Origin of the sequence: Gilliamella sp. B3783 (genome assembly GCF_026536125.1) — a bacterium.
Taxonomy (GTDB): Bacteria; Pseudomonadota; Gammaproteobacteria; order Enterobacterales; family Orbaceae; genus Gilliamella.
In genome coordinates this window covers 43,451-61,229 of record NZ_JAFNOU010000012.1, presented here as the reverse complement: position 1 = coordinate 61,229, position 17,779 = coordinate 43,451, and the positions used below count along the sequence as shown (strand labels likewise).

Here is a 17,779-nt window from a genome sequence, read left to right as displayed (position 1 = left end):
CCACTTTTTAAATCGTAAGGTATTTTCCGATTAGTGATTTTGGATTTTTCACCAAGTCTTTAGGCGTTCCTTCGGCAATGATTTCACCACCTTTTAATCCTCCTTCAGGACCAAGTTCCACAATCCAATCACACGATTCAAGAACTTCATGATTATGCTCAACAACAATCACAGAGTTTCCGCTTTTGATTAATTCATCCAACAGTTTTATCAGCTGAGCTGTATCATAAAGGCTTAAACCGGTAGTGGGTTCATCCATGATATACAAGATATTACCTTTTCGTTGCTGTCCTAATTCCTTCGCGAGTTTTAGTCTTTGGGTTTCCCCTCCGCTCATTGTTGAAGTGGGTTGCCCAAGCTTTATATATCCCATACCAATCCGTTCCATTATCTGTAACGGACGAACAATGACATCATTATCACTAAATAGGGCTATCGCTTCAGAAATCTGCATATCAAGAATTTCTGAAATATTTTTCCCTTTATACGTGACAGTTAAAACTTCGTTGTTATATCTTTTACCTTTACATTTTTCGCACGTTGCGTACATTTTTAAGCTACCTTCAGGAAAAATAGCTTTACGTCCACTACCATTACACTCTCGGCAAGCGCCCTCGGAATTGAAGGAAAAGTGTCCAGCCGTTAAATTTAACCGTTTTGCTTCGGGTTGTTCTGCAAATAATCTGCGTATCTTGTCCCATATTTTGGTAAAAGTAACAGGATTCGAATTTATATTTCTTCCTATTGGTGCCTGCGATACTTCAGCAAAGCCAGAAATATTTTCTGCGCCATCAAGCCTTTCGGCTATTGTTTCGATTAACAGTGATTCTTCTTCAAGATCTACTTCTTCCCCATTGGTATTGTTCTTATTGGCGTCAAAGCGAAAATAACTTTTTAACAGGGGCGTAAGCGTGTTCGATATCAAGGAGCTTTTTCCACTTCCGGAGACGCCCGAAACCCCAATAAGAACGCCTAATGGAAATGCGATTGAAATATCTTTTAAATTGTTGGTTTTGGCGTGTCGAATGACTAAACGAGGAATATCAGAATCATCGATATTTTGTTTTAACATCCTTACCGGCATTTTTGCCTTGCCGGAAAGATATTGTCCTGTCAATGATTTATCGCATTTTAACAGACCAGCATAATCACCTTCATAAATCACTTCTCCGCCTTCAATCCCCGCTTTGGGACCAATATCAATAATATGTTCAGCTATTTCTATCGTACTTCTGTCATGTTCCACAACAATAACCGTGTTACCCAAATCTTTAAGCGCTTTTATGGATTGTAAAAGTTCAAGTTTTTCTGATTCATGTAGACCTACTGTGGGTTCATCAAGAATATAGATAAGTGACTCAAGTTTGGATTCCAAATGCGAGTTAAGGAAGAGTCGTTGTATTTCCCCGCCACTTAGTGAGGACATTTCTCTATAAAGTGACAAATGACCTAAACGAGAAGCAATTAATGAGTTTGTCTTACTCAAAATATCGTTAAGAAGATTTTTCCCAAATTGCGTTATTTCGTTTAGTTCCAATGCCGATTCAAAAAACGTTTTAGCCTCGTCTAAAGTCATTTTGCCGACTTGACCAATATGTTTATCATTAATTAATATGTTGCGAGCTTCTTCACCTATGCGATATCCGTGACATTCTGAGCAAAGGGTTATTTCGTATAGACCATTTAAATATTCCCCTCTTTTGTGTTTAGCTTGTAAAATTCTTGATAAGCAGAAGCTTTGATTTGCACTGTTATTGCTGACATAATGCCCGTTAACCACTTCTTCTTTTATTTCATCTGGTATTTCTAAATAAGGCTGATCCATATAGCCTTTGAAATTCCTTTCCAAGACGCGAAGTATACCGGGGGTTACCCCGATAAAATTAAATAACTCTCGAACGGTGGGATTTTTATTTGTAACAAGCTTTTCCATATTAACGTGATAATATGCGCCTCTGCCAGCGCATTTCATACACATTCCGTTAGGGTTATTATAGGAAAAATAGCCTAATTCAAGGCGCTCTTCCTCATGTCCACACTTAGCGCAGACCCTATCTTGTCCAATAGTTTCGTTGCACGCTGAACATTTAACCTGTCCTTCACTTGAATACAGTAGGGCAAGAAGGTTGAATATGTTTGTTTTTGAACCGACTGTTGATCTTGGGTTATTCTGACGTACAACGCTTTGCTTAACTGCAATTGTCGGGCCGATACCCTCTATGCTTGTGAATTTTCTCTCATTTTCAAGTCCCGGAAAGATTCCTAATGATTGAAGATACCCTTTACGTCCTTCTTCAAACACAATATCAAACATCAGACTAGATTTTCCTGATCCACTTATACCGGTAGCAACGGTTAATTTGTTTTTGGGAATAGTAATATCAACGTCTTTAAGATTGTGAATGCGAGCTCCTGTTATTTTTATACTTTTCATCTAATCAAACCTTGTCTTTTTAATTAAGAAATTCCAACTAATTTATTTATCGTTAAGATCAAACTATTGATGAAATATAGAGCATTATTTTTTATTAGTGAAATGAAATATCTATATTTTTTAAAATTTATTGACAAAATTGTAATTTTGTGTATTGGTTGTGTTGAATCGATATTTTTACTCGAACTTCACCGAAAAATTATCTAATAATTTTATATTGGCTTTCGCTTCTTTTGCTTAGCTAAATTAGGTACCTTAATTAGTAATTAAAAAATTTATTAATAAAAATTCAGAAGGATAAAAGTGTTTAAGAAAAAGTTTAAAATTAAAAAAGGACATTGTTTTTTTAAATGTCCCATTATTTATTATCCCAAAATAACGTATTAGAAATTATGTGCATCTATCATCAAACAAAAGCGACTGTCATTTTCGCGCTAAAACCATACAATCTCTCACAAGAACCAATTTTACGAATTCTAAATCCGACTAAAGCAGATTTTTATGCCAAATATCCCACACACAAAACACCAAATCTTCACATTTCATAATAAAAGATTCATAATGAACATCGCGTTTAATTGTCCATATTCGATATAAAATAGAACCCAGATCGATAAGATTAAAGGAGATTTACCAATGCATGTGCACTTTATCATCCACGAAGATTTCGAAGTACCTGGCGCATATGAGCAATGGGCAAAAATACATCAACACACAATTAGCTATTCGCGTGTCTACCTTGGTGAACCCCTTCCAGATAATATCAATAGTATTGATTTTCTAATTATCATGGGTGGACCACAATCACCGGCAACTACAAAACAAGAATGTGCCCATTTTGACTCGTTAGCTGAGCAAGCTATCATTTTATCTGCAATTAAAGCCAATAAAGTTGTTATTGGTGTTTGCCTTGGATCACAATTAATTGGCGAAGCACTTGGTGCACATTACGAACATAGCCCAGAAAAAGAGATTGGCAAATTCCCAATTACGTTGACCGAAGCGGGTAAAAAAAATCCGTTATTTTCTCATTTCGGTGATAGTTTAGCTGTCGGTCACTGGCACAATGATATGCCAGGTTTAACTCAAGATGCCCAAATCATTGCCTATAGTGAAGGCTGTCCACGGCAAATCATTGCCTATGGTCCATTCGTGTATGGTTTCCAATGTCATATGGAGTTAACCCATGAAGTGGTTGCTAAGCTCATTGCACATTCTCAAGATGATATTAGTCAAGCTGCAAATTATCGCTTTGTCGATACAGAAGACAAATTACGCGCGCACGATTATAGCCAAATGAACTTAAAGTTGTTTATTTTTCTCGATAAACTTAACAAGTATTATCACTCCACCTGTAAAAATTGATCCATTATTCGATATAAAAACTGTCAATTATGCAAAAAATTGTAGTAGATAAACCGGAAAAACGCAGCCCTTTAAGGTTAAAATTAGGAAAAGAATACTTTATTTTAAAACGTAAACTAGATTGGTGGAAAAATCGTAAGCTATATAGTACTGTCGACATCAATGATCACGCGTGCCGTTATTCCCATAAAAAACATCAATCGGTTTTATTAAGGCAGTTAAAAGATGTGGATGTGGATATGTATCTGCAATACAACAAAATCACCAATCTACGCTTAGCGGTAGAAAAACTCAATGGTTCAATCATAAAACCGAATCAACGTTTTTCGATCTGGCATAACATCGGGCGCCCAATGAAAAAGCGTGGTTTTTTAGAAGGTCTTTCACTGCACAATGGCAAAATTGGTAAAGATATTGGTGGGGGACTCTGTCAGTTAGGCAATAATTTATTGGATGGTTTTGCATTCTGAATTAACGGTTATAGAACGCTGGCGACATAGTTTTGATGTTTTTCCTGATGTAAACCGCACTATCCCTTTTGCTTGTGGCGCGACCTTATCTTATAACTATGTTGATTTGCAGTTACTCAACAAAACCAATACAACATACCGCCTTAATCTTTGGCTTGATGATAAATATTTACATGGGGAACTACTTGCTGATACTCCGTTATGTTATCAATATGAAGTTTTCGAAACGGAGCATCGCATTGAGCAACAATGGTGGGGAGGTTACACAAGGCACAATAAAATATGGCAACAAAAAACCCATTTAATAGATCATTATCAGCAAGAAAAGCTGATTTGTGAAAATCATGCCATTATGATGTACGTACCCTATTTAAAAAATAGTGAAGATTAATTAACAACCATAAGAAAATAGTAATTTTCACAAACAAATAGTCATCAACTATCTAAATAATAGTTTGTGAGCCATATTAATAACTCGTATACTGCTTAAATTAAGTAGTTAATAATAATATATATGAAAGGAGCAACTTCATGGCCTACACTTTACCAGCGCTACCTTATGCGTATGATGCATTAGAACCTTATATTGATGAACAAACTATGCATCTACATCATGACAAACACCATCAAACTTATGTCAATAATGCCAACGGCATTTTAGAAACACTATCTGATGAAATCAAACAATTAAGCCCTGAAGCTTTATTAGCTAATTTGGACAAAGTGCCAAGCGATAAAGTTACCGGAATTAAAAATAATGTGGGTGGGCATGTTAATCACACTTTATTTTGGGAACTACTAAAAGTGGGAACTGAACTTAAAGGTGAACTAAAAGCCGCAATTGAAAAAGATTTTGGTACAGTTGATGCATTTAAAGAAAAATTTTCAGCAGCAGCGGCAAGTCGTTTTGGCTCAGGTTGGGCATGGTTAGTATTACAAAATGGTAAACTTGCAGTTGTATCAACAGCAAACCAAGATTCTCCGCTAATGGGTGAAAAATATTCAGGTGTTTCTGGTACACCAATTTTAGCACTTGATGTTTGGGAGCATGCTTATTATCTAAAATACCAAAATCGTCGTGCTGATTACATTGGTGCATTTTGGAATGTCATTAACTGGGACAAAGTGGCTGAACTTTATGCTCAAGCTAAAAAATAATTAATTTAAATAGTTCTATTTTGAGTTAAAAATGACGCATGATGCGTCATTTTTATTTTCAACAATAATGTATCAAAGCAAGGATAAGACATAAAATTGCTAATTGCTAATTTATGTATAAATCCGCTACAATGTGCGATTATGCCAAAATTGTAAAAACCAACAAAAATAAAACATGTTTGAAATTAATCCAATAAAATCCAAAATAGCTGAACTTACTGAGCGCACAAATCTCATTCGGGGGTATCTTTGACTATGATCTCAAGAAAGAACGTCTTGAGGAAGTCAATGCTGAATTAGAACAATCCGAAGTTTGGGCCGATCCAGAAAAAGCACAAGCATTAGGCAAAGAACGCGTTGCGCTAGAAGAGATCATCAATACCATCAATACCTTAGAACAAGGTCTGGACGACGTCGAAGGTCTACTTGAACTTGCTATTGAAGCAGAAGATCAAGACACTTTTGACGAAGCCAATCAAGAACTTGAACAACTCGAAAAAAAGCTAGCTGGTCTTGAATTTCGCCGAATGTTCTCGGGTGATTATGACAGTGCTGACTGTTACTTAGATATCCAATCAGGCTCAGGTGGTACTGAAGCCCAAGATTGGGCGGAAATGTTACTGAGAATGTATTTACGCTGGGCTGAATCGAAAGGTTTTACAACCGAAGTGATGGAAGTATCAGACGGTGATGTAGCTGGCATAAAATCAGCCACAATCAAAGTAACCGGCGATTATGCTTATGGTTGGTTACGCACTGAAACCGGTGTCCACCGCTTAGTACGAAAAAGCCCATTTGACTCAGGAAACCGCCGTCATACCTCATTTGCATCGGTATTTGTCTATCCAGAAGTTGATGACAATATTGATATCGACATCAATCCAGCCGATCTGCGCATCGACGTTTATCGTGCATCGGGCGCGGGTGGTCAGCATGTCAATAAAACCGAATCTGCTGTACGTATTACCCACGTACCAACGGGAATTGTGACACAATGTCAAAATAACCGTTCGCAACATAGTAATAAAGATCAGGCCATGAAACAGTTAAAAGCAAAACTGTATGAGCTTGAAATGCACAAAAAGAATGCCGAAAAACAACAAATGGAAGAAAACAAATCCGACATTGGTTGGGGCAGCCAAATTCGTTCGTATGTACTTGATGATTCACGAATCAAAGACTTACGCACAGGCGTTGAAACACGCAATACGCAAGCCGTTTTAGACGGTGATTTAGATCAATTTATTGAAGAAAGCTTAAAAGCCGGTTTATAACTGGTAATAAATAAAAGGTAAAATTATGTCAACACAGCAAGAGCAACAAAACCATATTGAAGAGTTAAATAACGAGCTTACAATACGTCGTGAAAAGCTAGCTGCAATTCGCAAACAAGGCATTGCTTTCCCGAATGATTTTCGTCGTGACGCAATTTCAAGCGATCTTCATAAATTGTATGATGATAAAACTAACGAAGAGTTAATTGAAAATAAAATTACTGTCACTGTTGCCGGTCGAATGATGATGCGCCGTATTATGGGTAAAGCCTCATTTGTATCATTACAAGATGTTGCAGGGCAAATCCAGCTCTATGTCACTCGTGATGATCTACCCGAAAATTACTACAACGAACAATTCAAAAAATGGGATCTTGGTGACATCGTCGGTGCTAAAGGTTACTTATTCAAAACCAAAACAGGTGAACTATCAATTCATTGTGAAGAAATCCGCCTACTAACTAAAGCATTACGCCCATTACCAGATAAATTCCACGGCTTAGCAGATCAAGAAATGCGCTATCGTCAACGTTACCTTGATTTAATTACTAATCAACAATCACGTGACACCTTTATTGCTCGCTCAAAAGTGGTAACTGAAATTCGTAACTTTATGTTAGAAAATCACTTTATGGAAGTCGAAACCCCAATGATGCAAGTCATCCCAGGTGGTGCATCAGCCAAACCATTTATTACTCACCACAATGCGCTTGATTTAGATATGTATCTACGTATTGCCCCTGAACTTTATTTAAAACGTTTAGTTGTAGGTGGTTTTGAACGAGTATTTGAAATTAATCGAAACTTCCGTAATGAAGGCGTATCACCAAGACATAATCCAGAGTTTACCATGATGGAAATGTACATGGCTTATGCCGATTACAAAGACCTGATTGTTTTAACTGAAGCATTATTCCGCCGCCTTGCAATCGCCGTAACGGGTAATCCAGTTGTACAATATGGCGAGCATACTTTCGATTTTGGCAAACCATTTATCAAAATGACTATGCGTGAGGCAATTTGTCATTACCGCCCAGAAACCGATAATGCTGATTTAGATGATTTTGATAAAGCGTGTGCAATTGCCAAAGCTGTCGGTATTAAAATTGAAAAAAGTTGGGGACTCGGTCGAGTAGTGACTGAAATTTTTGAAGAAGTTGCCGAGGCTAACTTAATTCAACCAACGTTTATTACTGAATATCCGGCTGAAGTATCGCCACTTGCTCGCCGTAACGACGAAAATCCATTTGTAACAGACCGCTTTGAGTTCTTTATTGGTGGACGTGAAATTGGTAACGGCTTCTCAGAACTTAACGATGCTGAAGACCAAGCACAACGTTTTGCCGATCAGGTATCGCAAAAAGATGCGGGTGATGACGAAGCAATGTTCTATGATGAAGATTATATCACCGCATTAGAGCACGGCTTACCGCCAACAGCAGGGCTAGGAATTGGGATTGACCGAACCGTAATGCTATTTACCAATAGCCATACCATTCGGGACGTCATTTTATTCCCAACTATGCGTCCAATTAAATAAACCAAATACCACAAAAAAACTCATCTATTAAAAAATAGGTGAGTTTTGTCAGTAAACACTTATATCTTCTTTAACTTTTCTAAAATTATTTTACTCACAATAAGCATATTATATATGCAATATATATCTAATTAGGCTTTTCCAATTGCCAATCAAGTTCAATTAACATTAATATAATTTAGCATCATGCTTAACGCCACACATGTAGCCTATAACTTAATTAGTAACAGATAAATAATATAGTAAGTTATTACTCACTATAAACATGACCACTAAACGTGGATTACGAATATATAAAGGTTTTATCAGGACTTTTCATTAAACTAAATACTGAAAAGTGAATTTTACATAAACATAACTTAGCAATCATAGAGTATATTTATTTGATTCATACTCAAATAAGTTATTAACTTACGCTAAAGCAAATCAGCAATCTTTGCATTTTTAATGCTCACTATTATTTAGCATTAGGTTCACTTAATTACATAAATAACCATAATATGATAATCAATCACATATAGTTTAACCTAGAAAGTAAGTACTTAATCACTTTAAATCATAACCGATTGTTCATTAATACAATAACTTAGCCTTTATGTAGATTTTGGATTCGCAAGCAACGTTGGCTATAAATTTAGCCAACGTGATGTTACTGCAATTTACTCAACTATATCGGTACAGGCTTAGACACCACAAAATTGCTATTTATCGCTCACAAAACCATTTAAGTTAACGAATATTTAACGAATAAACACTATTTTTGCTAACCCTCAACTTTCGTGCTCAAGAAATAAGCACTAAGGATAGACGCAAACCAGATCGTTCCGGGACGAGGAGTAGTTGTGAACGGCGCCTACGTCGAAAAAAACAATGAACAGTGTCGAATCATCACCGATGGCAATAGCGGTGCTGCCGACAAAAATGGATGAGATATAAAAGTGCACATTGCCCCATTCAGAAAGGAAACCTGCGCCGATATTAGCATCGGCATAATTATCACTGGATGGTGGTGTGGCAGGTGTCCATGATGGTCCCCATCCCCAACGCCTGTTAACTGCGTTAGTTAAGTCTTTTACCTGTGGCAAACGATAACCACCGCCTAAACTACTACACCAGGATGAGGCGCTATCAACAGTAACATCGCCTACGCCTAGTGGGCGGGCAACGAACCATTGCTTTAACTCAAAACCATAGCTTAATACCGTTTTATTACGACTATCTTTACCCTCTATCACAAAAGTCTGCGGCAAGCTAGCTGGAGCCACACTACCCGGTAATGCTGAATCCTGTAGGGCTTTTGTTGCTGCAGGACCAGTAAGCGTGACACGTATGAAATTTGGATTAGTGGGTGATGGTGTCATGGTAGCGGTAATACCACCTTGAGTGACAGTTGGCCAGGTTAATGTAGAGCTATCAATATTTTCTATGTCTAAATCAAAATACAGATTATTAGCACCGGTAGTCGGGAAGTTAAGCTTGTACTGTGATGGCTCAGCTGCTTGCTTTACAAAACCTCGTTGTCGATTCCAAATATCGGAAGGTTTGGAATAAACGGGCCCCCCCCGACCCGGCCATGCGTAACAGATTTTAGGCACGGATTTGGGTCTGCTGATATAATAGGCAGCTGTGCTACCACTAAAATTACCACTATTTGGCACCCCATACTGGGTGGTTAAACTACCATCAGTACTGGTTAATTCTACTTTATAAGGTGCCATACAGCTATCTATGTTGGCACTATGCGTCACGGCTCGATTCAATTTATCGGTAATGCTCACGCTTAAATTACCGGTCGCGGTAATTCCATTAGTACCCTGACCATCACCATCATCATCCCCCCAATAATTGTAAGGCTCACCAATTAAGTCGTTTAAGGCGATAGCGTTAACAGTGGCAGGGACCAGCATTCCAATATCGCTAAAGTGTTCATTGGCTTCTGGGAGAACGATTGGATTATCTGCGGTTGAAGTATTATTGTCCGGTGTGTAGGTGGTTTGAGTCGTGCCGTCAGAAACGGTAATACCTAACAACCCCTCAGTCGTGGTGACCTTAGTGACCCCATTATCAAAGGTTAAATAGGGTGCACTACCATGAATGACTTGCGCCGTCGTTGCCGACAATGCTTGAGTCGTAGTGGCATACAGCAATAATAACCATGGTATCGATGCTAAAGCCAGTTTAGATAATTGACCTGATGCTTGAGTTTGCGTAAAAAACAAGGTTGCACGTAAGATTAACCTTAAATTTATCGCTTTAAGTAAGCGATAGCATAACGCTAAATTAAATGTGCATCTTTTGCTTACACTGATTGCTAAAAAACGAGGGTGAGTTACCTTGCTTTGATGAAATAAGTTAGGTGTAGAAGTAAGAGTTGAATTAAATTTTAGCCTAAAGAGAGATTGGTGAGTTTTTAAAACATTGTTTTGCCAGCGCTGGTGTCTGGTGTCTGGTGTCTATAATTATACTTCATGGCGTTCCACCCGTCAACTAATCTGTTATTTTATTTGATTTTTTCATGTTAAATGGCTATAAATCAAGCTTAAATAAGCTTAATTTTTAAAATTATAAGGCTATGATAAAAAAAAGTCACTCATTAAGCCGAATTATTTGTAAAGAAATGTAAATAACACCATAAATAAGAAATGTTAATAGCCTTTAAATAGTCAAATATAGTTAAAATATAGCGGATTATTTTTTTATTCAAAAATATATCACCCGCTTGTTTATTAAAGTTCTGAATAGATGTTTTGGAATTTAGATGGGTTAAAATTTCGGATGTTGCTTGTTTTATGACGTTTTCTCTTTGGAGAAAACGCCCGATGCCCGAGTAAAGAGGGGATTATATGATCTTCCCCAAATTACTCGTATCGTTCATTTTTGCTTACCAACTCTGACGGCTCGGCTTACCCCTGCCGCTGAAACTGTCCTGTTGTTGCTTAACCTTTATTACGCCTTATTAAACGCCCGCGACTTAAGGATTAAGAACTAAGGATAGGCGCAAACCCCGTGGTAGGTGTAGCCGGGGAGGAAGGTGTAAACGAAGCCGTCGTCAGTGGTGACAAGGAACGGGCGCGAACCGCCACCGTCACTTGTCCAGACGATGCTGTCAGCGAAGCCGGCAGCGGTATAACGGTTCATGATGCCCCATTCGGTAAACAAACCCGCACCAATATTACGCTGGTAATTATCTTGAGTTGATGCCGGCGTGGCGCCATCTATGCCATTAACGCATGGAAAGTTGCTATTATCGATGCCACATTTCGCGTTAGTTAAGTCTTTGACCTGTGGCAGGCGGTAACCGCCGCCTAAATTGCTACACCAGGATGAGGTGTTAACATAAGTATCAAATTTATCTCCGCGGTTGACGAACCACTGCTTTAACTCAAAACCATAACTTACGACTTCACTATTACTACTATCTTTACCGACTAACACAAAAGTCTGCGGCAAGGTAGGAGTAGCAAGACTACCCGGTGTGGCTGAACTCCGTTGGGATGCTGTTGCCACCGGACCTGTGAGGGTGACGCGAATGTTATTAGCATTATCGGGCGATGGCGTCACGGTGGCGGTAATACCGCCTTGGCTGACTGTTGGCCATGTCAATGCTGAACCTTTAACACCAGCTATGTCTAAATCAAAATACAGATTATTAGCACCAGTAGTCGGGAAGTTACGACTGTAACTTGATGGCTCAGAGGACTGCACCAGGAAGCCTTTACCTGGAGTCCAGATATCAGCGGGACCGGCACTGTCGCCGCCACCCCAAGACAGCGTCGGTTGGGCATAACAGATTTTTGGTGCGGCTTTAGGATTGATATAATAGGTGGCAGTACCACTGCTGAAATTACGACTATTTGGTAGCCCATACTGGGTGGTTAAACTACCAGCAGTAGTGGTTAATTCCAATTTATAAGGCGCTTGACAAATATCTAAAGTAGCACTACGACTCACTACTTGATTGGCTTTATCGATAATGCGCACGCTTAAATTACCGGTAGCGGTAATACCATTAGTGCCTTGACCATCACCATCATCATCCCCCCAATAATTGTAAGGCTCACCAATTAAGGTGTTCAAAGCGATAGCATCAGCAGTGGGTGGCACCAACATAGCAATATCAATAAAGCTTTGGTTTTCTTTAGGTAACACTATTGGATTATCTAAGGTTGAAGTATTATTGGAAGGTGTAATGCGGGTACCATCGGATAACGTAATACCTAACAGCCCCTCAGTCGTGGTAATTTTAGTTACCCCATTATCAGAGGTTAAATAGGGCTGACTACCATGAATGACTTGCGCCGTCGTTGCCGACAATGCTTGAGTCGTAGCGGCGTACAGCAATAATAACCATGGTATCGATGCTAAAGCCAGTTTAGATAACGAGCCTGATGCTTGAGTTTGCGTAAAAAACAAGGTTGGACGTAAGATTAACCTTAAATTTATCGCTTTAATTAAGCGATAGCATAACGCTAAACTAAATGTGCATCTTTTGCTTACTTTGATTGCTGAAAAACGAGGGTGAGTTACCTTGCTTCGATGAAATAAGGTAAGTGTAGAATTCAGAATTGAATTAAATTTTAGCCTAAAGAGAGATTGGGGAGTTTTTAAAACATTGTTTTGCCAGCGCTGGTGTCTGGTGTCTGGTGTCTATAATTATACTGCATGGCGTTCCACCCGTCAACTAATCTGTTATTTTATTTCGCTTTTTTATGTTAAATGGCTATAAATCAAGCTTAAATAAGCTTAATTTTCGGAATTATAAGGCTATGACAAAAAAAAGCCACTCATTCAGCCGAATTATTTGCAAAGAAATGTAAATAACACCATAAATAACAAACGCTAATAGCCTTTAAATAGTCAAATATAGTTAAAATATAGCGGATTATTTTTTTATTCGAAAATATATCACTCGCTCTTTTCGAAAAAATAAGCGACATTTTTAGCCGTTAATCAACTTAATAATTAACGGCTATTTATTAGTCAGCTGATTTATGAGGTAAAATTAAATTTAGTACAATCGCTAAAATTCCACATAAACTGATTCCTTGCAAAGCATAAGATCCAAAATCAAAAATCATGCCGCCAATACCAAATACAAGTACTAACGAGACGATACACATATTACGTGATACAGAAAGATCAACTTTATGTTTGACTAAAATATTAATGCCAACCGAAGCTATCGAGCCAAAAAGTAATACCATAATTCCGCCCATTACAACTGTCGGAATAGAGCTTAAAAAAGCACCAATCTTACCAATAAATGACATTAAAATAGCCCAAATAGCTGCCCAGGTCATTACTCTAGTTCTAAAATTACGCGTTAATGTGACTGCGCCAATAACTTCTGCATAGGTAATACATGGCGGGCCACCAAAGAAACCAGCAGCAGATGTTGCTAACCCATCCCCTAGTAACGTGCGCTGTAATCCTGGTTCTTTAGTGTAATCTTTACCGGTGACAGAACTAATGGCCATAATATCACCAACATGCTCGATTGTTGGTGCTATAACGATCGGAATCATATATAAAATGGCTTGCCATTGAAACTCAGGAAAAGTGAAATCGGGAATTTTAAACCAAGGTGCTTCGATGACTTGTTGAAAGTTGACAATACCAAAAATACAAGAAAACATGTAACCAACAATAATTCCAGCAATAATTGGCACTAATTTAAAAAAACCTTTTGCCCAGATTGCTACAATCAACGTCGTTAATAAAGAAGCCATTGAAATAATAATCAATTGATAGTTTTCTGCTGATAAACCGCTATTTTTACCCATTGCCATGCCAACCGCTACCGGCGCTAAAGATAAACCAATAACCATAATAATTGGCCCTGTTACAACTGGAGGTAAAATGCGATCAATAATATGGCTGCCATTAATTTTGACTAAAAAAGCAAAAAACATAAAAACCAAACCTGCCGCAACTAATCCACCTAACGTAGCTGGAATTCCCCACTGTGCAACCCCAAAAGAGATAGGTGCAATAAATGCAAATGAAGAAGCTAAAAATACAGGCACTTTTCCTTTAGTGGTTAATTGAAATAATAACGTACCCACACCCGCTGTAAACATTGCAACATTTGGATTTAATCCAGTTAAAAGTGGCACTAAAACCAATGCACCAAAGGCAACAAATAACATTTGCGCACCGGTAAAAATATCTTGCCAAGCATGTTTAAGTGGCGAGATATTATTGTTTATTTGATCAAGAGCATTTTTAGTCACGTGGTCCTCTCTTAATTACTCTATTAATTGATATTTATTTCTTTACTAAATAGCGGACATAAAAAAACCGGATAAACCGGTCTAAAATTTGAGATTTTATTTTGTGCCGAATATCTTATCTCCAGCATCGCCAAGCCCTGGTAATATATAACCTTTATCGTTCAATTTATCATCGATTGAAGCGGTATAAAGTTCAACATCAGGATGAGCTTGTTCCAATACTTTAATACCTTCTGGTGCGGCCACTAAAACAAGCACTTTAATATTTTTACAACCTGCTTTTTTTAGTAGATCAATTGTTGCAACCATAGAACCACCCGTTGCTAACATCGGATCAACAACTAAAGCCATACGTTCATCAATGTCAGAAGTTAATTTTTGGAAATAAGGAACAGGTTCAAGCGTTTCCTCATTACGATAAAAACCAACAACGCTTATACGTGCACTAGGTATATGCTCAAGTACACCATCCATCATGCCTAAGCCGGCACGTAAAATAGGTACTACGGTAATTTTTTTACCTTTAATTCGTTCAACTTGTACTGGTCCACACCAGCCTTCAATGGTCACTTTTTCAGTGGGTAAGTCAGCAGTAGCTTCATAGGTTAATAAACTGCCAACTTCACTAGCAAGATCGCGAAAATCTTTAGTGCTAATATCATGTTCGCGCATTAAACCAATTTTATGGCGTACTAGAGGATGTTTTACTTCAACTATTTTCATGGGAGGGCCTCAGTGTTACTTTTTATCATCTATTAGTAGGTATAAATAACCACTGAGCGATAATGTTAACATAGATCATTGTAACTGAAAACCTATAATCGTGAGCAAAACATAGCAAACATAAAAATAACATATTGTTTGTTAATATATTGTTACTTTGTGTAAATATTTTGTTTTATTTATGTTTTTTTATTAGAAAAGTCGCCGCTTTAAATAGCAAAAGTCAAATATAAATAAAAAAAAGGAATTATAACAATGAATTGGTTTATCAGTTGTATGACAAAAAATTATGCAAACTTTAGTGGTCGAGCTCGTCGTAAAGAGTATTGGCTTTTCAACTTATTTGTAATCATATTTTTTTCGTATTAATGTTTTTAAGTTCGCTTAGCCAAGCTATGTCATCATTAATGCTTTTAGTTGGAGTAGTTGCAGTATTGGCATTTTTTATTCCAAGTTTAGCAGTGACGGTACGTCGTTTGCATGATACCGACAAATCAGGCTGGTGGTATTTAATTAGTTTCATCCCATTTGGTGGTATTGTACTGCTTGTTTTCATGTGTATAAATTCTACACCGGGTAGTAACGAGTATGGTGATAATCCGAAAGGATTATAATTGCTTGTTTACCTCATCAATTTTATTGATGAGGTTCTATTATTCCAACATTATTTTTATGCAATTAAATACTTTCTCCATCTAGATATTCAACAGACAAATCCACCACTTTTTGATCTATCCTTTCCCCATTAATTCTTTTTAATAATAGTTCTGCAGCTATTTTACCCATTTCAATTCTTGGAGTATGTATCGATGCTAATTTTGGATTCATATATTGACCTATTTGATGCCCATGAAAACCGACAATAGCGATTTGTTTAGGAATTTCAATGCCCATTCGTTGGCATTCAAGCAGTACGCCTAAAGCCAAATCATCGTTAGTACTAAAAATCCCATCAACGGCAGGAAACTCTTTTAAAATTTGGTGTAAAAAACGTGCGCCAAGTTCATAAGATGAAGCTTCTTTAGTCGCTAACGTACGCGGCGTTAAGCCTGCTTCTTGCATCGCTTTTTCATAGCCTTGTTGACGAATAATGCTACGTTGATCTTGCCTTGCGCTAAAATAAACAATATTGCGACGCCCTTTTTCGATCATACGATGAATCATATTTCGGGTTGCAGTAAAATTATCAAATCCGACGGCCATATCAATACACGGCGACACACTATCCATAATTTCAACCACAGGAACGCCCGAAATTTCGATCATTTTTAATGTAGCAGGATTATGGATTCTTTCAGTTAAGATTAATCCATCAATATTATAAGAAAGTAATGAACGAACCCGTTGCTCTTCTTTATCGGCATTGTATCCTGTATGAGTAATCATGGTCTGATATCCTTTGGCATCAGTTACCATCTCAATTCCTTTTAAAATATCCGCAAAAACTTGGTTGGTTAACGATGGAAACACAACCCCAATCGCATTACTTTTTGCATTTGATAACATATCAGGCGCTTTATTAGGGATATAACCAAGCTGCTCGATTGCCGCTGAAATTTGAGACTGTAGTGGTTTAGACACTAAATTAGGATCGCGTAAATATCGACTCACTGTCATTTTACTTATGCCAATTAAATTAGCAATTTCTTGCAAACCAGTTCGCCGTTTTTTACTATAACTCATCACTGTTTTTCCGGAAGTTGTGGCTGCCAATCAATCGGTGTTTTACCCTGTTTTATAATAAGATCGTTTGCCTTTGAGAAATGCTTACAACCCAAAAAGCCACGATGTGCAGATAATGGTGATGGATGCACAGACGTTAAAACATGATGTTTTTGCCGATCGATAAATTGCCCTTTTTTTTGAGCGGGTGAGCCCCACAATAAAAATACAACACCTTCAAGATATTTATCAATTGCCGCAATAACATGGTCAGTAAACGTTTCCCAACCTATTTTAGCGTGGGAATGAGCTTGCCCTGCTTGAACAGTTAATACCGTATTTAATAAAAGAACACCTTGATTTGCCCAAGAACCTAAATAACCATAAGAAGGAATTTTGAAACCCTCAATATCCGTCGAAAGCTCTTTATAGATATTAAGTAACGATGGTGGTGGTTTAACGCCAGGTAGTACTGAAAACGACAAACCGTGAGCTTGATTAGGTCCATGATATGGATCTTGTCCTAATATCACGACTTTAATGTCATTAAAAGGCGTAAAGCGGAATGCATTAAACACATCATGCTGTGGAGGATAAATCACTTTACCTTTAGCTCGTTCTGATGCGACAAATTGCAATATTTGTTGAAAATAAGGTTTATCTTTTTCCGATCCAATGACATCATGCCATGTTAATTGATTACTCATACAATACCTATATTATTATTTCATATGGCTCAACAACATTATCAGCCGATAACATTAATTATACCTAAAAATAATAATAAACCTAACAGTAATCAAGTACGTTTAATCTAAATAAACACGCTTAAAAATTCAATTAAACATAAATTAGACATAACTTGCTCGTTCAGCATCAATATTTAACGATCATTTTTGTAATAATCCAAGTTTATGAAT

The 17,779-nt window shown here is 37.5% G+C and carries 11 protein-coding genes and 2 pseudogenes; 6 read left to right on the top strand and 7 right to left on the bottom strand.

The features are described 5' to 3' along the window. Positions 1-7: 7 nt before the first annotated feature. Positions 8-1,825 (bottom strand): hypothetical protein, encoded by a 1,818-nt coding sequence (locus tag J3U59_RS11445; RefSeq protein ID WP_267346540.1) that lies wholly within the window; start codon positions 1,823-1,825, stop codon positions 8-10. Positions 1,826-3,070: 1,245 nt separating this feature from the next. Here J3U59_RS11445 and J3U59_RS11440 point away from each other — a divergent pair. The 5 genes and pseudogenes from J3U59_RS11440 to lysS all read left to right on the top strand — a co-directional run bounded on the left by J3U59_RS11440 (position 3,071) and on the right by lysS (position 8,241). After that, positions 3,071-3,799 carry a type 1 glutamine amidotransferase gene (locus J3U59_RS11440; protein ID WP_267334340.1) on the top strand — a complete coding sequence of 243 codons (729 nt, stop codon included), beginning with the start codon at positions 3,071-3,073 and terminating at the stop codon, positions 3,797-3,799. 29 nt (positions 3,800-3,828) lie between these two features. Continuing rightward, positions 3,829-4,660 (top strand): annotated as a pseudogene (locus J3U59_RS12060) (VanW family protein). Between the two features lie 140 nt (positions 4,661-4,800). Beyond that, the gene (locus J3U59_RS11425) at positions 4,801-5,427 is read left to right on the top strand and encodes a Fe-Mn family superoxide dismutase (RefSeq protein WP_267334342.1); all 627 of its coding nucleotides are present in this window, start codon (positions 4,801-4,803) and stop codon (positions 5,425-5,427) included. A gap of 175 nt (positions 5,428-5,602) precedes the next feature. Continuing rightward, a protein-coding gene (gene prfB / locus J3U59_RS11420) for a peptide chain release factor 2 (RefSeq protein ID WP_323849504.1) occupies positions 5,603-6,701 on the top strand; the annotation gives its coding sequence in 2 pieces (ribosomal slippage) (positions 5,603-5,677 and positions 5,679-6,701; 1,098 coding nt in all). A 25-nt stretch (positions 6,702-6,726) separates the two neighbouring features. Next, entirely contained in the window at positions 6,727-8,241 is a 1,515-nt protein-coding gene (lysS, locus tag J3U59_RS11415) for a lysine--tRNA ligase (RefSeq protein WP_267334344.1), read from the top strand. 797 nt (positions 8,242-9,038) lie between these two features. On the opposite strand, the gene J3U59_RS11410 is transcribed toward lysS, so the two are convergent. The 4 genes from J3U59_RS11410 to upp form a co-directional block, all read right to left on the bottom strand. Further along, on the bottom strand, positions 9,039-10,460 hold the full coding sequence (locus J3U59_RS11410; protein ID WP_267334346.1) for a hypothetical protein: 1,422 nt from the start codon (positions 10,458-10,460) through the stop codon (positions 9,039-9,041). A 766-nt stretch (positions 10,461-11,226) separates the two neighbouring features. Next, positions 11,227-12,654, bottom strand: coding sequence for a hypothetical protein (locus tag J3U59_RS11405; protein WP_267334348.1), 1,428 nt, complete (start codon positions 12,652-12,654; stop codon positions 11,227-11,229). A gap of 563 nt (positions 12,655-13,217) precedes the next feature. Beyond that, positions 13,218-14,474 carry a uracil-xanthine permease family protein gene (locus J3U59_RS11400; protein WP_267334350.1) on the bottom strand — a complete coding sequence of 419 codons (1,257 nt, stop codon included), beginning with the start codon at positions 14,472-14,474 and terminating at the stop codon, positions 13,218-13,220. A 96-nt stretch (positions 14,475-14,570) separates the two neighbouring features. Further along, positions 14,571-15,197 (bottom strand): uracil phosphoribosyltransferase, encoded by a 627-nt coding sequence (upp, locus tag J3U59_RS11395; protein WP_065633185.1) that lies wholly within the window; start codon positions 15,195-15,197, stop codon positions 14,571-14,573. A 255-nt stretch (positions 15,198-15,452) separates the two neighbouring features. On the opposite strand from upp, the pseudogene J3U59_RS11390 reads away from it, so the two are divergent. Further along, a pseudogene (locus tag J3U59_RS11390) lies at positions 15,453-15,811 on the top strand (DUF805 domain-containing protein). A 64-nt stretch (positions 15,812-15,875) separates the two neighbouring features. Here the strand turns inward: J3U59_RS11390 and gntR are convergent. Then, the gene (gene gntR, locus J3U59_RS11385) at positions 15,876-16,880 is read right to left on the bottom strand and encodes a gluconate operon transcriptional repressor GntR (RefSeq protein WP_267334354.1); all 1,005 of its coding nucleotides are present in this window, start codon (positions 16,878-16,880) and stop codon (positions 15,876-15,878) included. Beyond that, a complete protein-coding gene (ung, locus tag J3U59_RS11380) occupies positions 16,880-17,566 on the bottom strand; it encodes a uracil-DNA glycosylase (RefSeq protein WP_267334356.1) in 687 nt (228 codons plus the stop codon). The genes gntR and ung overlap by 1 nt, the downstream gene beginning before the upstream one ends. Positions 17,567-17,779 lie beyond the last annotated feature (213 nt).

Excerpts from the sequence above, each read along its gene's own strand:
- J3U59_RS11445 (WP_267346540.1), bottom strand. The coding sequence starts at position 1,825 with ATGGATCAGCCTTATTTAGAAATACCAGATGAAATAAAAGAAGAAGTG.
- J3U59_RS11440 (WP_267334340.1), top strand. The coding sequence starts at position 3,071 with ATGCATGTGCACTTTATCATCCACGAAGATTTCGAAGTACCTGGCGCA.
- J3U59_RS11425 (WP_267334342.1), top strand. The coding sequence starts at position 4,801 with ATGGCCTACACTTTACCAGCGCTACCTTATGCGTATGATGCATTAGAA.
- lysS (WP_267334344.1), top strand. The coding sequence starts at position 6,727 with ATGTCAACACAGCAAGAGCAACAAAACCATATTGAAGAGTTAAATAAC.
- upp (WP_065633185.1), bottom strand. The coding sequence starts at position 15,197 with ATGAAAATAGTTGAAGTAAAACATCCTCTAGTACGCCATAAAATTGGT.
- gntR (WP_267334354.1), bottom strand. The coding sequence starts at position 16,880 with ATGAGTTATAGTAAAAAACGGCGAACTGGTTTGCAAGAAATTGCTAAT.
- ung (WP_267334356.1), bottom strand. The coding sequence starts at position 17,566 with ATGAGTAATCAATTAACATGGCATGATGTCATTGGATCGGAAAAAGAT.